At 48.0% G+C, this 13,080-nt stretch carries 11 protein-coding genes; 2 read left to right on the top strand and 9 right to left on the bottom strand.

Annotated features, from left to right (window positions below):
• Positions 1–53: 53 nt before the first annotated feature.
• From FSB84_RS22080 to serA, 8 genes are all read right to left on the bottom strand, one after another.
• The gene (locus tag FSB84_RS22080) at positions 54–1,265 is read right to left on the bottom strand and encodes a FecR family protein (protein WP_130540034.1); all 1,212 of its coding nucleotides are present in this window, start codon (positions 1,263–1,265) and stop codon (positions 54–56) included.
• Between the two features lie 85 nt (positions 1,266–1,350).
• Complete coding sequence (locus tag FSB84_RS22075; RefSeq protein ID WP_130540033.1) at positions 1,351–1,932, bottom strand: RNA polymerase sigma factor; 582 nt, start codon at positions 1,930–1,932, stop codon at positions 1,351–1,353.
• A gap of 106 nt (positions 1,933–2,038) precedes the next feature.
• Positions 2,039–2,251 carry a hypothetical protein gene (locus tag FSB84_RS22070; protein WP_130540032.1) on the bottom strand — a complete coding sequence of 71 codons (213 nt, stop codon included), beginning with the start codon at positions 2,249–2,251 and terminating at the stop codon, positions 2,039–2,041.
• Positions 2,252–2,400: 149 nt separating this feature from the next.
• Positions 2,401–3,123, bottom strand: coding sequence for a YqjF family protein (locus tag FSB84_RS22065; protein WP_130540031.1), 723 nt, complete (start codon positions 3,121–3,123; stop codon positions 2,401–2,403).
• On the bottom strand, positions 3,074–4,399 hold the full coding sequence (locus FSB84_RS22060) for an NAD(P)/FAD-dependent oxidoreductase (RefSeq protein WP_130540030.1): 1,326 nt from the start codon (positions 4,397–4,399) through the stop codon (positions 3,074–3,076). The genes FSB84_RS22065 and FSB84_RS22060 overlap by 50 nt, the downstream gene beginning before the upstream one ends.
• 204 nt (positions 4,400–4,603) lie before the next feature.
• Positions 4,604–5,863: a tetratricopeptide repeat protein gene (locus FSB84_RS22055; RefSeq protein ID WP_130540029.1), complete on the bottom strand. Its 1,260-nt coding sequence runs from the start codon at positions 5,861–5,863 to the stop codon at positions 4,604–4,606.
• A 2-nt stretch (positions 5,864–5,865) separates the two neighbouring features.
• Complete coding sequence (locus FSB84_RS22050) at positions 5,866–7,200, bottom strand: ATP-binding protein (protein WP_130540028.1); 1,335 nt, start codon at positions 7,198–7,200, stop codon at positions 5,866–5,868.
• A gap of 9 nt (positions 7,201–7,209) precedes the next feature.
• Positions 7,210–8,448 carry a phosphoglycerate dehydrogenase gene (gene serA, locus FSB84_RS22045; RefSeq protein WP_130540027.1) on the bottom strand — a complete coding sequence of 413 codons (1,239 nt, stop codon included), beginning with the start codon at positions 8,446–8,448 and terminating at the stop codon, positions 7,210–7,212.
• 182 nt (positions 8,449–8,630) lie between these two features.
• Between serA and FSB84_RS22040 the strand changes: the two genes are divergently transcribed.
• The gene (locus FSB84_RS22040) at positions 8,631–9,935 is read left to right on the top strand and encodes a serine hydrolase domain-containing protein (protein ID WP_158644058.1); all 1,305 of its coding nucleotides are present in this window, start codon (positions 8,631–8,633) and stop codon (positions 9,933–9,935) included.
• A gap of 6 nt (positions 9,936–9,941) precedes the next feature.
• Here FSB84_RS22040 and FSB84_RS22035 read toward each other — a convergent pair whose 3' ends face one another.
• Positions 9,942–11,339 (bottom strand): Fic family protein, encoded by a 1,398-nt coding sequence (locus FSB84_RS22035; RefSeq protein ID WP_207234212.1) that lies wholly within the window; start codon positions 11,337–11,339, stop codon positions 9,942–9,944.
• A gap of 171 nt (positions 11,340–11,510) precedes the next feature.
• Between FSB84_RS22035 and FSB84_RS22030 the strand changes: the two genes are divergently transcribed.
• Positions 11,511–13,025: an NAD(P)H-hydrate dehydratase gene (locus tag FSB84_RS22030; RefSeq protein WP_130540025.1), complete on the top strand. Its 1,515-nt coding sequence runs from the start codon at positions 11,511–11,513 to the stop codon at positions 13,023–13,025.
• The last annotated feature ends 55 nt before the right edge of the window (positions 13,026–13,080 follow it).

Genomic DNA, 13,080 nt, shown 5'->3' with positions numbered 1-13,080 from the left:
CATCTGAAACCGGCTTTTTTGTTAGTCCATTTTTATATGTCTGTCAACAATTCTTATGGTAAGATCCGCACGGTCCTCCCTTCTGTTTTGTATTTGAATTCCCCTGTCAGGCTCAGCATGTGCAGTACTTCATCCAGCGAGGCATTGCGGGGTATCATGCCTCTGAAGTGCCTGCCCACTTTTCCATTTATTTCGATGTTCACATCGTACCATCGGCTCACCTGTCTCATCACTTCTGCTCCCGGCGTTCCATCGAAATGGAAATAACCATTCTTCCACGCCGTAACGGATTCCACGTCCACTTTTCTAATATTCATTTTTGCATCTTCCGGTTTCCATTGTGCCTGTTCACCAGGTTTCAGAACGGCTATATCCTGCGCGGAACCTGCTGTATTCACTCTCACACTGCCTTCCACCAGGGTTGTTCTGCTGACAGGTTCATCATCATAACTATTCACATTGAAGTGAGTGCCCAGCACCTCAACTCCCATTTTGCCTGTCTGCACCACAAAGGGCTTTGCTGTATTTCTTTCCACTTCAAAATAGGCTTCGCCGGTGATAGAAACAGATCTTGTTTTGCCGGTGAATGCTGTGGGATAACGTATGCTGGAGGCGGCATTCAGCCATACACGGCTACCGTCCGGCAGTTTGATGCGATACTGTCCTCCGTAAGGTGTGGAGAGTGTGTTGAATTGCACTTCTCCATTTTGTGAATGGTTACCGGCTTCGTAACTAAGCTCGCCTTTACCTTGTTTCAATACCCGTGTATTGCCTTGTGTGGCGATGGTGCCATCGCTTGCGGAATCCAGCGCAACGATACTGCCATCGGCCAGTACCAGCATCGCTTTGTTGGTGCCGGGAACGGGATGTGTAGTGTCTTTTTCTTTGAAGACTTCCACTTGCTGCGGATCGTTACCGGAATAATTATCCTTGTCCCAGAACCAGATGTTCAGGCACACTACGGCAATGGCAACAGCAATACCCACCAGCCATTTATAAGGCGGTGATCTCCTGTTCAGTTCCACCACGCGTGCAGGTTCTCTTTGATCTGTTTTTTGCATGATGGTATTGAACAAAGCATCTGCGCTGAGCTGGTCCAGTTTTCTGTCAGGTGCATATTCCTGTAATTTCTCTTCCAGCAATTGTTGCAGGTTTTCGTCCTGCCGGCCCTGCGCCACCAGTTCAAGGAACTCCCTTCTCTCCTCTTCTGTACAACTGGCATCGAAATATTTCCTGAATAGCCAATCGATCCTGTTTGTGTCCATTTTTTCTGTTTGTTAAGAATATAGGATGGTATCCTGTAAACAGACAAACAGGAAAAAGCACAGGGGTAGTTGTCAGAAAAATAAATTACAGGAAAAAGAGAAAGAATTCAGGCAGCAGGTTGCCGCTGCGGGTGAGGTATTTTTTGATGGATTGGATGGCGGCCATGATATGCTTCTTTACGGTCTCCTGTGAAATGCCAAGTGTAGTGGCTATTTCATCGTGCTTCATGCCTGCGTCCCTGCTAAGAAGGTAGCAACGCTGTTGCTGTTGCGGAAGCTGAGCAATGGCTTGCTGCAATTGCTTTTCCAGTTCGCGGTAATGAACGGCTTCTTCGGTAGGCTGAAGAGAATGTGAGAGCCTGGAGCCGATCTCGCGCAGCAGGGCTTCTTCATGTGCTTTTCTTTTAAGGCCATTGAGCACATGATTACGCGTGAGGCGCAGCATCCAGGCGCGGATGCTCACAATCTGGTCCAGCGTGGAACGGGTGGTCCAGATCTTTACGAAGATATCCTGCACAACGTCTTTTGCGATGATATCCGATTGGGTAAGATGATAAGAAAAGGAATAGATGAGATCCCGGTATTGGTCAAACAGTTGCCGGAAGGCGGATTCGTCGCCTTGAGCAATGCGCAGCAGCAGTTGGTTATCCTGGTTATGGGTGCTCAATGTTCAGATCCGTGGGTCAGACGGAGCGATAAAAATAGGGAAAAGAAACTATCCCTAATCATTCCGGCAGCAAATGCGCAGGGATGCTCATGAATAGCAGACCTGATCAGTGGTTCCGATGATCCTGGGGTGTATCTATGTTCAGGGCGCTGTCTGTTCCTGTTCCTTTCTGCGAAGGTTCGCCGGGAGGTTGTGGGGGCTCCATAAAAAATAAAACAGTAATGGCTGCGGCAAAGAAAATGCTCAGTGCAATAGTGATGGGGATCCAGTCAGTAGGTTTTCCCGGTGGCCTTTTTGAGATGTCTACAATTTCCTGCATAAGAAATCATTTTCTGGTGAAGTGATTTCAAGGGAGGTAAAAGCTTTTCGTGACGGCAGGATATGAGATATACAGGACTGAATGCAGAGGCTAACCAAAAATAAGAAATTGGGGCTGGAATAGCAAGCTGGATTTCCGGCGGCAACAAATCAAAACCTGGATACAAGACGTTTTGGATATACTTCAATGGCGGAACCTTCTGCAAAGAAAACAGAAACCGGCTCCTGGTTGTTGAGTTCGCTAAAAGCCTTTCCGTATAAGGAGCTGAAATCACATTCAATATTATATGAATCTACATTAAAAGTATTCCAGCGTGGATGCTTCACCTGATATTCCGAAGCTTCTTCAGCTGAGTATTTAGCATAGCCCCAGAAATGTTCTGTAATGAATTCTTCTTCGGATCCTTCCTGTAAAACAATTGGCTGGTTGAGAGCAGACACAGCCACCTGGTTCCAGGAATTTCGGAATTTCCATTCGTAACTGGCACTGATCCGGTGCGCATCTATTTCTTCGGTCACCCGCATTGGCATACGGCGGTAATTCTCTCTATAAATGCTGTTGGCGATAAAGGCCACTGCATGTTTCGGTACGATCTCACTCAGGAACACCACTCCTCTTTTCCATTTTCCAAGATCATTATACTTTACATAGAAGCGAAGATTCACTTCCGGGAAGTTTACATGAAAAGGAATTTTCATACCCATCACACTGGTATCGCGGAACATGAAACCCACCAGGCTCAGGTAGTGGATACCATTGAAGGTATCCAGTTCCACGCCATAAGGCAGATAAGGCTTCAGTATTGAAGGATCAACACTGTAATTAATTAGCACTAAATTCTTCCAGGCGGCGGTTAGGAATGGCTTTGACATGGGCTGTCCTTTTCGGTGGTTTGGTATTATTGAACAATAATCTCAGGCTTTGGTCGTAAGTAAAGTAGCTGTACAACCAGTTCAAAAATACGAACAACCTGTTCTTCACGCCCAGGATCAGCATCAGGTGCAATCCCATCCAAACCATCCAGGCAGGGAATCCCTTCATGTGCAATTTTGGGCGGGGAATGTCCACCACCGCCAGGTTACGGCCTACAGTAGCCATGGAGCCCTTATCATAATAGCTGAAGCTTTTGATATGTTTTGCGCTGCTCTTGCTCTCGATCCTTATCAGGTTGGCTGCTAACTGGTCGGCCTGTTGAATAGCCACGGCGGCCACCTGAGGGTGACCGTTAGGATAGTCAGGCAGTTCCATACTGGCGATATCGCCGATCGCATATACGTTGGCGGTATCCAGTACTTTGTTGAAGCCGTCCACCTTTACCCTGTTGCCTCTTGCTATCAGCTCAGGCCTGATACCTGCGGGCAGGTTACCCTTGATACCAGCGGCCCAGATCACCAGTTTGGAACGGATGACGGAACCATTTTTCAGCAGTACAGTTTCACCATCGTAATCCTGCACGGCTGTGCCTGTCATAACGGTAACGCCCAGCTTTTCCAGGTATTTGCGTGAATCGGCGGAAGATTTTTCGCTCATGGCCGCCAGCGTGCGGGGAGAGCCTTCGAGAAGATAGATCTTCATTTTGGTGAAGTCGATCTCAGGGAAGTCCTTGGGCAGCACATATCTTTTCAATTCAGCCAGTGCGCCGCTGAGCTCCACGCCTGTAGGGCCACCACCCACTACCACCAGCGTGAGCAGTTGTTCCATTTCTTCGGGTGTTGTTGCCTGCAGGGCATCTTCAAAATGCTGGATCAGCGTATGACGCAGCTGCAGCGCTTCGATGGTGCTTTTCATCGGGAATGCATGTTCTTCCAGGGCTTTGTTGCCGAAGAAATTAGTGCCTGCGCCGGTGGCCAGCACCAGTACATCGTATTCCATATCTCCAATGGAAGTTCGGATCAGGTTCTGATCGTGCACCACTTCTTTGAGCTCACCCAAACGGATGCGTACATTCTTTGATTTGTGGAATACTTTCCGAAGCGGGAAGGAAATATTGCTGGCATCGAGGCCTGCCGTAGCTACCTGGTAGAACAAAGGTTGAAACTGGTGATAATTGAATCTGTCTAACAGGGTTACTTCAAATCCGGGTTTGTTGTTCAGTTTCCGGGCTAACCGGAGGCCACCGAAGCCGCCTCCTACTATCACAACTTTCATAAGGGATGCTTTAAATGCGGTGTAAAGTTACATATTTTTCAATATTTATTGAAAGTTAGAAAGTATTTGGATGTTTTTTATCATTTGTTTAACCAGGCAGACACGGCAGAACTTTTCTGCGTTTCTTTTGTGTACCTTATTAAAAGGAACTGCCCGGATTTTCTTTCAAAATCCGGGCAGTTGCATATGAATGATCTTTTGATTTTATCTGCGCACAAACGATGCAACCCAGGTAAATGCGATCGCTGCAATAACATATACCCAGAACAGGTTGATGGTCATCAGCCCTGCAAAAGTCAAACCGATGAACACCAGTCCGGTCAGTATCAGCGCCATCGCATAGAGTTGCCCGATTGTATTGTTGCGGAGGCGTAACGGAAGTTCGAGAACGCTCAGCGGTAATGCCAGCGTCAGCGCTATCACGCCGGAAATGAAATACACGGATTCATCGCCGGTTTGTGTAGCCAGATGATAGATCAGGAGCCCTACGCCCGATAACAAAGCAGAAGTGGTGAGCACTGCACCCCATTTCTCACTGCCGGTAAGTGCATGCTTCCCGTCTTTATGGAAAAATAGAAAAATATTCGCCAGTGGATTGATGAACCAGGAAGCCAGTGCCACCAGGATATACAGCCCAACAATGACCTTTCCAGCCATCGCTACAGCGGGTGAAGCATGTTTGGAAAGGATATCGATGGCTCTTACACCCAGGTAGATGCCGATAGGTATCGCCCATTTGGCATTCTTGCTCTTGTTATTGATCCAGAAACTGTATTGCAGTAACCACTTGTAAGGAGGGATATTCGCTTTGAGCGATTGCTTCAATCCTGCCCTGGCGGCCTCTGCATTGGGATTGAGACGAAGCGCTTCGCGGAAATGTACGGTCGCTTCTTTCTGCTTTCCTTTTTCCAGCAGGTTCCAGCCTACAGTGATATGCGTGTAATAATTCTCCGGGTCCTGGTCCAGTACGGTCCGCATCGTATCGATACTCTCATCGGTTCGGTCCAGTTTATTGAGTGCAGTGGCGCGTGCATTGAGACAACTGATATTTTCAGGATCGATGCTGAGCCCGTCATTTGCTTTTTCCAGCGCATCGCTGAACATATTCTTTTCCAGCAAGAGCAATGCCCATAGCCCGAAATAATCAGGTTGATAAGGATGCAGTTCGATAGCCTTGCGAATATTCAACTGTGCATGAGCGTTATTGTCCACGCTGTAAAAACCGAAAGCCAGCAGATAATAGTAATAACTTTCTGTAGGTTCCAGGCTGATGGCGCGCTGCGCCAGATCCATTCCCTCCTTGTATCTTTTCTGATCAAAGCGGGCGCGGGCCATGAGCGAAAGGGCATGATCATTATTGGGATCGGCCTGCAGCACTTCACTGAGTTGCCTGATGGCGTCTTCTGACCTTCCCTGCGAGAGCAGCAGATGCGCTCTTTGTATCAAAACGATAGTGTCCGCCATGCTTACTTTTTGATCTTAAGGAATTTCAGGATATCATCATAGAGGCCGGACTCGTTTGCGTAGAGTGCGTAATTGCGCGCGGAGGCAAACCATTCCAGGGTTGTGGGGCGATGTGCTTTCACTCCTTTCAGCAGATCTTTGGTGCCGATAGGCTGTAATACACCGCTGCTGAGGGATTCGCGGAGCTTATCTTCGATGGCGATATCGATCACGGCCTGCAGGTCAGCGCCGGAATAATCATTCGTTTCCTTCGCTATTTTCTTCACATCCACATCCTGCACAGGTTTATTCTGCAGCATGCTTTCCATGATCTCTTCACGCGCTTTTTCGTCCGGTGGCTCTACAAAGATCACGCGGTCGAAGCGGCCGGGACGGCGGAATGCCGGGTCCACGCTCCAGGGAGCATTGGTAGCGGCAAGGATCAGTACGCCTTCATTGCTGCTGTTCACGCCATCCATTTCAGAAAGGAACTGGTTGATCACATGACGCATGGCCGACTGCTTCATATCGTTACGGCTGGCGCCCATGGCATCCACCTCATCAAAGAAAAGCACACAGGGCGCATTCTTGCGGGCCAGTTCAAATATGGCGTGCAGGTTCTTTTCACTGTTGCCGATCCACATGTCGAGAATATCATGCAGACCAATGCTGATGAATTTCGCATCGATCTCCCCTGCCGTAGCTTTGGCAATGAAAGTCTTTCCGCAACCCGGAGGCCCATACAACAATATCCCGCCTCCTGTTTTCTTGCCGAAAGCCTTGTAGAGCTCCGGGTTCTTCAGCGGCTGGATGATCTTGATGGCGATCTCGTCCTTGATGCGCTTCATCCCTCCTACATCGGAGAATTTCACATCGGGTTTCTGCAGGAAATATTTGCTGTCTGAGTCGGTTCGTGCATAATCTTCCTCCTCTTCTTCCTCATGATCGGAAGCACTACCGTGGCCGGACATACGCAGCATCTGATCGATCTCCTCATCCCTGAATTCAGGATGAAGGGCAATCACTTTCTGGTACACTTCCACAGCCTGTGCGCGTGAGTTTTCTTTCAACAGGCATTTCACGTAGAGCACCATGGCGGGAACAGGCATACTATCCTGTATCTCTTCATAGATGATGAGCGCTGTTGAATATTTGTGCTGATAGAACGAAGCTTCGGCCAGGCCGAGCTTCGCTTTGAGATTTCCGTAACTTCTTGCCAGCACTTCACTGAACTGGGAGGATGCATCCGCATACATTTTTGCTTTCAGCATCACTTCCGCCAGGTGAAGGCGCAGGGGTACATTCTCAGGAGATAATTCTACTGCTTCTTTTAACTGTCTGATGGTTTCGTTGTCCATGAGTATGCTTTAGTACAACAGCCTCACCTTGATCGTCTCCTTCACATCTTTCAATAGCTGGAAGGCTGTATTGGATATTTTTCTGTCTACATCCAGCACCACATACCCGATCTCGTCGTTCGTTTTGAGGTATTGGCCCAGGATGTTGATATTGTTCTTGCTCAAAGTTGTATTGATCTCGCTCAGTACGCCGGGCACGTTGCGGTGCACGTGCAGGATACGGTGTGTGCCTTCCTGCGGCGGCAGGCTGAGAGATGGTACCGTATGGGAACCAATGGTGACGCCCATTTCAAGGAACTGGAAAAGTTTGTTGCTCACATCGTCCCCGATATTCATCTGTGCTTCCTCGGTAGAACCGCCGATATGCGGGGTGAGAATCACGTTGGGCAGGCCCATGAGTGGTGACGTGAATTTGTCGCCATTCTTTTCAGGCTCCCAGGGGAACACGTCAATGGCAGCGCCACCAACCTGTCCTTCTTTAATAGCGTTTGCCAGTGCATCCAGGTCCACCACTTCGCCTCTTGCATAGTTGAGCAGGATCGCTCCTTTCTTCAAATGTTTGAGAGTGGTTTTATTGATCAGGTTCCTGGTTGAATCGTTATCGGGAACATGCAAGGTTACAATATCCGCCTGATTCAATACATCCTTTAACGTTCTTTTGGCAACGGCATTGCCCAGGGGGAGCTTGGTAACTGCATCATAGAAGATCACTTTCATACCGAGCGCTTCCGCCAGTACACTCACCTGCGATCCGATATTTCCATAACCGATGATGCCCAGCGTTTTTCCGCGGAGCTCAAAACTGCCCTTGGCATCTTTGTTCCAGACGCCTTCGTGCGCAGCCTTGTTCTTGTCCGGGATGCGGCGGATCAGCATAACAGACAAACCTATCACCAATTCAGCTACGGAGCGGGTATTGGAATAAGGAGCATTGAATACAACTACACCATGTTCTGTTGCGGATTGCAGGTCTACCTGGTTCACACCGATACAGAAACAACCGATGGCCTGGAGCTTTTTGGCGGCATCCAGTACAGCCGGTGTGATCTGTGACTTGGAGCGGATTCCGAGCAGATGCACGTCTTTCACTGCCTTGATCAGTTCTTCTTCCGAAAGGGCGCCGCTGAGTTTCTTTACGGAGGCGTAACCTGCTTCTGTAAAGTGTTTCACGGCTTTGTCGCTGATGTTCTCCAGGAACAGGATGTTCACTTTTTCCTTGGGGTAGCTTGTATTTTTTTTGTCAGTCATATATGGTTGGCTTCTCTTTTGCGTTATTGCCTATGGCACATGAGGAAAAACAAATGAGTTTTGGTTCAGGTTTGCAAAGATGTCCCTTAAATTTGAAACGGAAAAAACGGATTGCATAACTGAACGATTGTTCGTTTGTTGTACTTTTGCCGCTCAATAACCTATTCAAAACAGACACCCTTTTGAAGAACGTAACAAGGCTCGTTCCGTTACTGGTTTTCGCATTCAGCTGCGGTCATGTAACAGACAAGGAAGCATTAGAGAATAAAGCAACGCAAACAGCTCTGACCAGCGCGATCTCCAATACATCGCGTAACAGAGATCTGTACCTGGATAAAGTAAAACAGTTTGTTGATACCAATTACAAGAATGGTTTCAATGGCAGCATACTTGTTGCCAAAGATGGTGAGATCATTTATGAGAAATATGGCGGATATGCCAATCCCCGCATTCCTGCTGACAGTATCCACGCACATACTCCCATTCACCTGGCATCCGTTTCCAAAACATTCACCGGCATGGCCGTGTGTAAGCTCTGGGAAGAAGGAAAGATCAATATCGATGACAGCGTGGGAACCTACCTTACCGGATTTCCGCTCAGCGGCGTAACGGTACGCATGCTGCTCAACCATCGCAGCGGCATTCCAAAGTATGATCACTACATGGGCAGTATGGGGTGGGATCGCCACAAACAGATCAGTAACCAGGATGTGCTGGATTTTCTTATCGCCAAAAGAAAGCAGATCCCCTGTGGCACACCCAACAGGGGCTTTAGCTACAGTAATACCAACTACGCCCTGCTGGCACTCATGATCGAAAAAGTGACCGGCATGTTCTATGGCGATTACCTCAAACAAACTTTCTTCGACAGCATCGGCATGAAAGACACTTATGTTTTCACCAATGCCTATGCGAATCATTATCTTCCTTCCTACTTCAATAACGGCAAGCTATATCCGCTGGATTTCCTTGACCTGGTGTATGGCGACAAGAACATCTACTCCACCCCCCGCGACCTGATGAAATGGGACGAGGCCCTGCGCAGCGGAAGGTTCTTCAACCAGGCAACCCTGGAAGCAGCCTATACGCCCTACTCCAACGAAAAGCCGGGCACACATAACTATGGCCTCGGCTGGAGAATGTATGTGCTTAAGAATGGTAAGAAACTGATCTACCACAACGGCTGGTGGCATGGCAACAGAACTGCGTTCTATCGCCTGATTGACGAGAACACCACTATCATCGCGCTTTGCAATAACGACAGCAAGAAGATCTATAAGGTCCGTGAGATGGCCGATATCTTCGGTGATTACATGCAGGGGCTGGATGAAGGCGACGAAGAAGCAGTGGTTAAAACAGCTGCTCCTGTAAGAAAGAAATCGCCGGTTGTGAAGAAGAAAAGTTCCGCTGTTTATGCTTCCAAATCTGCATCGAAGAAAACGAAAGGCAAGCGGACCACTTCCACAAAGTATGCAGCGAAGAAGTAAGATTGCCTATCGTTTCCAGGCTTTCCTCCATTTCGCAAATTCAGCAGGACTTACAAAGTAGCGTGCAAAATTTCCTTCATGCAGTGAGAGCAGTTCGGTTTCAATCACATTCACAAATTGAGACCTGTCTGCCAAAGGAAGCAGCCTGGCTCTTTCTTCAATCATCTTTCCTGTGGCTGTTCTGGAGGCAGCCTGTGAAATAACATCTGCAATTAAAGTACGAATGGTATTCCTGTATCTCAGCTTGAAAGGATCAGGATCCCCGAGTGATTGCTGTATGGCTGCATAGCGCAATGCAGACCTTTCGTATGCCCACATGAACAATTCCTTCAAAGGCTCCACTTTATTGAGCTCATATATTGCCAGCATACTCTGCGTGTAAAGATCATTGGGAACATCCACGAATGATAATGGCGAGAGATTATGCCGGTTCAATGAAATATTGGCAGCCAGCCTCGATACGCGTTTGTTCACATCATCAAAAGGCTGCAGGTAAGGCAGCTGCACCATCAGAAAGAATGCCTGTTCAAACGGATCTTTGATCTGGATAGTTTTTTCCAGGATAGTATTGAACATGGCCTCAATCAGTTGCGGAATAGCCAGTGGAGTGAACACAGATTTGCCAATGCTCACACCCAGGGTTCGAAGCCTCCCCGATGCTGCAGGATTGGGCAGCAGGTTATTGGAAAGCAATCCATGAAGGTTCAAAATGGTATACCGGTTGAAACCGATATCCGGTGATGACTGTACCAGGAATTCAATGGCTTCCTTGTGATTGATGATCATCTGCGCTTCCAGTGCCGACTTGTGCTCTGCCACTTCCCCAAATGCGATCAGGCGCTCGGTATCCAGGAGTGAATAAGTATTTCCTTCCAGCCGGCTGGAGTTCCAGGAAAGATCTATGAGCAATCTGTTGAGGATCTCACGTGCATAGGTACCCGCTGGCTGATTGTCACTGTTGGTTTTACCGGTTTTTGCCAGCTTTTCTTTCTCTTCTTTTGTAAGATAACCGGTGAAATTGGGTTTGTAGGATTCCAGGAATTTACGATCATAACCAATGGCCCTGCGTTTGGCAATTGGTTGTGATACGGATGCCAGTATCTGTTGACTGTTCACACTCAGGTAAACCTGGCTCTGATCCTTTGTGGTAATATACTTCACCTCGTCTTCGGCAACGATCATTTCAGAAAAAACAGGATAATACCTGGTTGAACGTTTGATTCCCGTGGTTCTTGCCTGCCCCTGACTGACCAGGCTTGCCAATCTCCGTTGCAGTGTGCGCAGCTCCAGATCCAAACCAGAAGCAGAGCCGATGGTTTCAAGGGAAGCACCATCTATGAATATGCGAAGTACCGCTTTCAGCTTTTCCAGCTCTTCTTCTATTTGACTATAAGTAGGTTTCACACTAATTTTCTTTCCTCAAATATACGACACAGGTAAATTATGTGACGCAATATTTTAAATTATGTGTCATATAAATGGAGATTGCGACATATAATTATTGCCCCGGGATTGCTATTTTTGTTCCGGGTAATCGTAAACAAACAGCAAGATTTACCGTATCAACTATCATTTATGCAAATCCTCACTGCTGCCCGGATCCGCGAATGGGATGAATACACCATCAGGGAGCTTCCCATCCAAAGCATCGATCTCATGGAGCGTGCTTCCGCTGCCTGTTTCGACTGGCTGATGGAAAACGGCTTCAAGCAAAATGCTTTCACTGTCTTCTGCGGCAAGGGCAATAACGGCGGTGATGGCCTTGCTATCGCAAGAATGTTATCACAGACTGGTCATGCAGTAACGGTGTATATACTTGAATTTGGCGCAAAAGGCACAGCAGACTTTCAAACAAATCTGGCGCGGATCCACCAGACCGATGCGGTGATCAAATTCATTTCCACTGTTGACACCCTCCACCCCATCGATGCAAACGCCATTGTGATCGATGCTTTGCTGGGAACAGGCCTCAACCGTCCGCCCGACGGACTTACCAGCGCAGTTGTGCAGCATATAAATCGATCAGGCAATACCGTTATAGCTATCGATATTCCCAGTGGTTTGTTTGCAGATAAAAGTTCCAAAGACCAAACGGCGATCGAAGCAACATATACACTCAGCTTTCAATGTTATAAAACAGCTTTCCTGGTAGCGGAGAATGCAGACAGGCTGGGAGCAATACATATTCTTGATATCGGACTGCATCCTGATTATCTTTCAACCATTACGCCGGAATACCAGTTCATTGATGAGAGTATCGTAAATGCCATCCTGCAACCGCGGAAGAAGTTTGCGCATAAAGGCAACTTCGGTCATGCGGCACTGATAGCAGGAAGTGTGGGAATGATGGGAGCTGCATTGCTCAGTGCCAAAGCATGTCTCAGAAGCGGCGCAGGCAAACTCACCTGTTTCATTCCCAGAATTGGTTACGAGATCATTCAATCAAGGGTGCCTGAAGCCATGTGCAGGATTGCCGGTACTGATCATATTGGTGCTATCGACAGCTTTGAAGGTTATTCGGCTATTGGTGCGGGACCGGGATTGGGACGGGAAGATGAGATCCAGCGGATGCTGCAGTCGCTTTTTCTGCAAAGCAATGCCACGCTTGTGCTGGATGCAGATGCGCTGAATGTTTTATCCGGTAACAAAGCATTGATGGAAGAGTTGCCCCGCAGAACAGTGATCACTCCGCATGTAAAAGAACTGGAAAGACTTTTCGGCGCCGTATCCGGCGATTTTGAAAGAATGGAGATGGCAAGGGAAAGGTCAAAAGAACTCGGCATCACCATTGTACTCAAGGGCGCTTATTCTTTGGTGGCAACACCTGGTGGTATGGCCTGGTTCAACAGTACCGGTAATCCCGGGATGGCAACAGGTGGCAGTGGCGATGTACTTACAGGCATCATCACCGGGCTGGCAGCGCAGGGATATATTCCCGAACAGGCAGCCATCGCCGGTGTTTTCCTCCATGGTCTGGCAGGCGATCTCGCTGCCGCAGCAATTTCCGAACAGGCATTGATTGCGTCGGATATCACCGCTTTCCTGGGTGATGCTTTCCTGCAACTGCAGGAATCCTCAACTGGTGAATGAGTACTTTTAGTTGTCTGTCTATTTTCTGGAATTCGAAAAAAATGTACCCAAACTG

This window comes from Pseudobacter ginsenosidimutans, from assembly GCF_007970185.1.
Lineage (GTDB): Bacteria > Bacteroidota > Bacteroidia > Chitinophagales > Chitinophagaceae > Pseudobacter > Pseudobacter ginsenosidimutans.
This window is presented reverse-complemented; position numbering and strand designations above follow the sequence as displayed.

What these genes read in the sequence shown, in the direction of transcription:
- FSB84_RS22080 (WP_130540034.1), bottom strand. Translation starts at nt 1,265, where the DNA reads ATGGACACAAACAGGATCGATTGGCTATTCAGGAAATATTTCGATGCC.
- FSB84_RS22070 (WP_130540032.1), bottom strand. Translation starts at nt 2,251, where the DNA reads ATGCAGGAAATTGTAGACATCTCAAAAAGGCCACCGGGAAAACCTACT.
- FSB84_RS22065 (WP_130540031.1), bottom strand. Translation starts at nt 3,123, where the DNA reads ATGTCAAAGCCATTCCTAACCGCCGCCTGGAAGAATTTAGTGCTAATT.
- FSB84_RS22060 (WP_130540030.1), bottom strand. Translation starts at nt 4,399, where the DNA reads ATGAAAGTTGTGATAGTAGGAGGCGGCTTCGGTGGCCTCCGGTTAGCC.
- FSB84_RS22055 (WP_130540029.1), bottom strand. Translation starts at nt 5,863, where the DNA reads ATGGCGGACACTATCGTTTTGATACAAAGAGCGCATCTGCTGCTCTCG.
- FSB84_RS22050 (WP_130540028.1), bottom strand. Translation starts at nt 7,200, where the DNA reads ATGGACAACGAAACCATCAGACAGTTAAAAGAAGCAGTAGAATTATCT.
- serA (WP_130540027.1), bottom strand. Translation starts at nt 8,448, where the DNA reads ATGACTGACAAAAAAAATACAAGCTACCCCAAGGAAAAAGTGAACATC.
- FSB84_RS22030 (WP_130540025.1), top strand. Translation starts at nt 11,511, where the DNA reads ATGCAAATCCTCACTGCTGCCCGGATCCGCGAATGGGATGAATACACC.